General features: G+C 42.5%; 3 protein-coding genes. 1 reads left to right on the top strand and 2 read right to left on the bottom strand.

The genetic code is table 11. The features are described 5' to 3' along the window. Positions 1–161, bottom strand: a 161-nt coding sequence (locus QZ565_RS08455) for an ATP-binding cassette domain-containing protein (protein ID WP_295528188.1), incomplete at its 3' end; no start/stop codon positions are given. Positions 162–302: 141 nt separating this feature from the next. Next, positions 303–1,112, bottom strand: coding sequence for a Cof-type HAD-IIB family hydrolase (locus QZ565_RS08450; protein WP_295528185.1), 810 nt, complete (start codon positions 1,110–1,112; stop codon positions 303–305). Between the two features lie 117 nt (positions 1,113–1,229). Here QZ565_RS08450 and rexB point away from each other — a divergent pair. Continuing rightward, a partial coding sequence (gene rexB / locus QZ565_RS08445; protein ID WP_295528182.1) for an ATP-dependent nuclease subunit B occupies positions 1,230–4,008 on the top strand: 2,779 nt, incomplete at its 3' end.

Here is a 4,008-nt window from a genome sequence, read left to right as displayed (position 1 = left end):
AGTAGTTGTGTAATGATTTTGATAAGAGTAGTTTTACCTGCTCCGTTTTTTCCAATTAGACCATAAATATCTCCCTCTTTTATGGTTAGACTAAGATCTTGAAGAATAGCTTGTTGGCCGAATTGTTTGGTCAGTCCATGAATTTCGAGTACTGTTTTCATGATTTTCTCCTTTTGATTTATTTTTCTAACTTTAGTATAAAGCATAGAAATCAAAGAAAGCTCAAGCATTTCTAAAGAGTTTCTAAAGTTTTAGGAATTCTTAAATATCAAAACCCAGTTAACATGAACTGGGCTTCTTAATTATAAAATATATTTTTCAATCGCGCGGGCGACGCCATCTTCTTCGTTGCTGGCTGTAACGTCGTCAGCTAGGGATTTGACATAATCGCTGGCATTTCCCATTGCAATGCCAAGTCCTGCAAACTGGAGCATTTCGATATCGTTATTGGCATCGCCCATGGCCATAATTTCTGAGGGCTCGATCTTCAAAATCGCTGCTAGTCGAGAAAGAGCAGTAGCCTTTGTCGTTCCAAGTGGCATGGCTTCATAAATAACAGGCTGCGAACGAACTCCGCTAAATCGTTGACAGAGTTCCCCAACAAAACGCTGCTCAAAATCGTCTGTTTGGCTTTCTGTCCCCAAAAACATACCTTGGAACATACGGTACTTGCCACTGGTCGCTTCTTCAAGAGAAATTTCAGTCAGGTCTGAAAAGACTAGCTTGGCATCATTTTGAATGATTTCATTGGGCTTGCCACCGAGGACAAAATAATGTTCCTCATCAAAAAGAGTCAACTGAACATCACTTTTTTCTGCTAGGTCATAGAGGTATTCGATGTCAGATGGACTGAGTTCTTGCCAGTCGACTAGCCCCCAGTCACTGGTCTGGTGAGTTGAGCAACCGTTGTTAACAATAACATACTCATTCTGGAGGTCAAGTCCCAGTTTTTGATAGTAGGGGAGGACGCCGAAAAGGGGACGACCTGTACAGAGAACCAATTGGACACCTTTTTCAATAGCTTGGTGAATGGCAGTAATGTGAGCTTGTGGGATTTCCTTGGCTTCATTGAGGAGGGTTCCGTCCATATCCAAGGCTAGTAGTTTAATCATAGATTTTCCTTCTTTATCTTTTGGTATTATTATAGCATATTTTAGAGAAAAGGAGGAGGAATCTTCGGGCTAATCATGGTATAATAAAAGGCAATGAAAAATTCCAACGAGGCTGAGATGAAATTACTTTATACTGATATTCGGACTTCTTTGACAGAAATTCTAACCAGAGAGGCGGAAGAGCTAGTTGCTGCTGGCAAGCGAGTCTTCTACATCGCCCCCAACTCTCTTTCTTTTGAAAAGGAACGCGCCGTGCTGGAATGCTTGTCCCAGCAGGCTTCTTTTGCGATTACTGTTACGCGCTTTGCACAAATGGCTCGTTATCTGGTCTTGAATGACCTGCCTGCCAAGACCAGTCTTGATGATATCGGTCTTGGGATGGCCTTTTATAAATGCCTTGCGGAACTTGACCCCAAGGACTTGCGTGTTTATGGTGCGATTAAGCAGGATCCTCAATTTATTCAGCAGTTGATTGAACTGTATCACGAGATGACGACTGCTCAGATGAGTTTTTTGGACTTGGAGAGTTTGACGGATGAGGACAAGAGGGTCGATTTACTCTTGATTTTTGAGAAAGTAACTGCTTATCTCAATCAAGGCCAGTTGGCTCAAGGAAGTCAGTTGTCCCATTTGATTGAGGCTATTGAAAATAACAAAGTTAATAGTGATTTTACTCAAATCGCCTTGATTATTGATGGATTTACTCGTTTTTCTGCTGAGGAAGAGCGGATTGTGGACTTACTTCATGGCAAGGGGGTTGAGATTGTTATCGGGGCTTATGCTAGTAAGAAGGCCTATACCAGTCCATTCGCTGAAGGCAATCTCTATCAAGCCAGTGTGGAGTTTCTCCATCATCTGGCCTCTAAATACCAAACACCTGCTCTGGATTGTTCTCAAACTCATGAGCAGATGGATAGTTTTGACAAGGCCTCTCGTTTGCTGGAGTCTTCTTATGACTTTTCAGAATTAACATTGGATGTCGATGAGAATGATCGAGAAAACTTACAATTCTGGTCTTGTTTGACACAAAAGGAGGAGTTGGAGCTAGTAGCCCGTAGCATTCGTCAGAAATTACATGAAAATCCAGACCTGAGTTACAAGCATTTCCGTATACTTTTAGGTGATGTAGCTTCTTATCAATTATCTTTAAAGACCATTTTTGACCAGTATCAGATTCCTTTCTATCTTGGTAAAAGCGAATCCGTGGCGCACCATCCTTTGACACAGTTTGTCGAGTCTATCTTGGCTTTGAAACGCTATCGTTTCCGCCAGGAGGATTTGATTAACCTTCTCAGAACAGGTTTGTATACCGACCTTAGTCAGGCTGATATTGATGCTTTTGAGCAATATATCCGCTATCTTGGTATCAATGCCTTACCAGCCTTTCAGCAAACTTTCACAAAATCCCACCATGGAAAATTCAATTTAGTTCGTTTAAATGCCCTTCGTTTGCGTATATTAGCCCCTCTTGAGACTCTCTTTGCCAGTCGAAAACAGAAAGCTGAAAATCTCTTGCAAAAGTGGAATAGATTTCTGAAAGAAGGAGCGGTAACCAAGCAGTTGCAAGATTTGACAGCTAGCATGGAAGCTCTTGAACAAGAAAGACAAGCTGAAGTTTGGAAGGCATTCTGTCATGTTTTAGAACAATTTGCGACTGTTTTTGCTGGTTCACAAGTTAGTCTGGAGGACTTCCTAGCCTTGCTCCATTCTGGGATGAGCCTATCTCAATACCGTACTATTCCAGCGACAGTAGATACCGTTCTGGTGCAGAGCTATGATTTGATTGCCCCTCTGACAGCTGACTTTGTCTACGCCATTGGACTGACTCAGGACAATTTACCAAAAATTGCGCAAAACACCAGTCTATTGACAGATGAAGAGAGACAAAACTTAAACCAAGCGACTGAAGAGGGAGCGCAATTACTGATTGCCAGCAGTGAAAATCTCAAAAAAAATCGCTATACTATGCTTTCCTTGGTCAATTCTGCTCGTAAGCAGTTGGTCTTGTCGGCTCCAAGTCTGTTTAACGAAAGTGAAAGTAAGGAATCTGCCTATCTTCAAGAGTTGGTTCATTTTGGATTTAGTCGGAAAGAGAAGAGAATGAATCACAAAGGGCTGTCTAAGGAAGATATGGGGTCATATCACAGTCTTTTGTCCAGTCTGGTTGCCTATCACCAGCAGGGCGAGATGAGTGAGACTGAGCAAGATTTGACATTTATTAAAGTTCTGGCGCGTGTCATGGGTAAAAAACTAGACCAGCAAGGTTTAGAAAATCCAGCCCTCCCAACCAGTCCAAGTAGTAAGCAGTTGGCTAAGGACACCTTACAAGCACTCTATCCTACTGATCAGGAGTTTTACCTGTCAACCTCTGGTTTGACGGAGTTTTACCGTAACCAATACAGTTATTTCCTCCGTTATGTTTTAGGTTTGCAGGAAGAATTGCGCCTGCGTCCGGATGCTCGTAGTCATGGGAATTTCCTGCACCGCATTTTTGAACGTGCCTTGCAGTTGCCTGATGAAGATTCCTTTGACCAACGTTTAGAACAAGCTATTCAAGAAACCAGTCAGGAACGCGAATTTGAAGCAATTTATCAAGAAAGTTTGGAAGCCCAGTTTACCAAGGAAGTTCTGCTTGATGTCGCACGGACAACTGGCCACATTCTCCGCCATAATCCAGCCATTGAAACCATCAAAGAAGAAGCGAATTTCGGTGGCAAGGAGCAGGCCTTTATTCAATTGGATAATGGTCGCAGCGTCCATGTACGAGGCAAGGTTGATCGCATTGACCGTTTGAAAGCTGATGGAGCGATAGGAGTAGTAGACTACAAGTCGAGTCTGACCCAGTTCCAGTTTCCTCATTTCTTTAATGGGCTTAATTCCCAGTTGCCAACTTATC

It is taken from the genome of uncultured Streptococcus sp. (assembly GCF_915066115.1).
In the GTDB taxonomy this organism is placed as follows: Bacteria; Bacillota; Bacilli; order Lactobacillales; family Streptococcaceae; genus Streptococcus.
The sequence above is the reverse complement of the archived record's forward strand: the minus strand, read 5'-3'. Positions and strand labels throughout refer to the sequence as shown.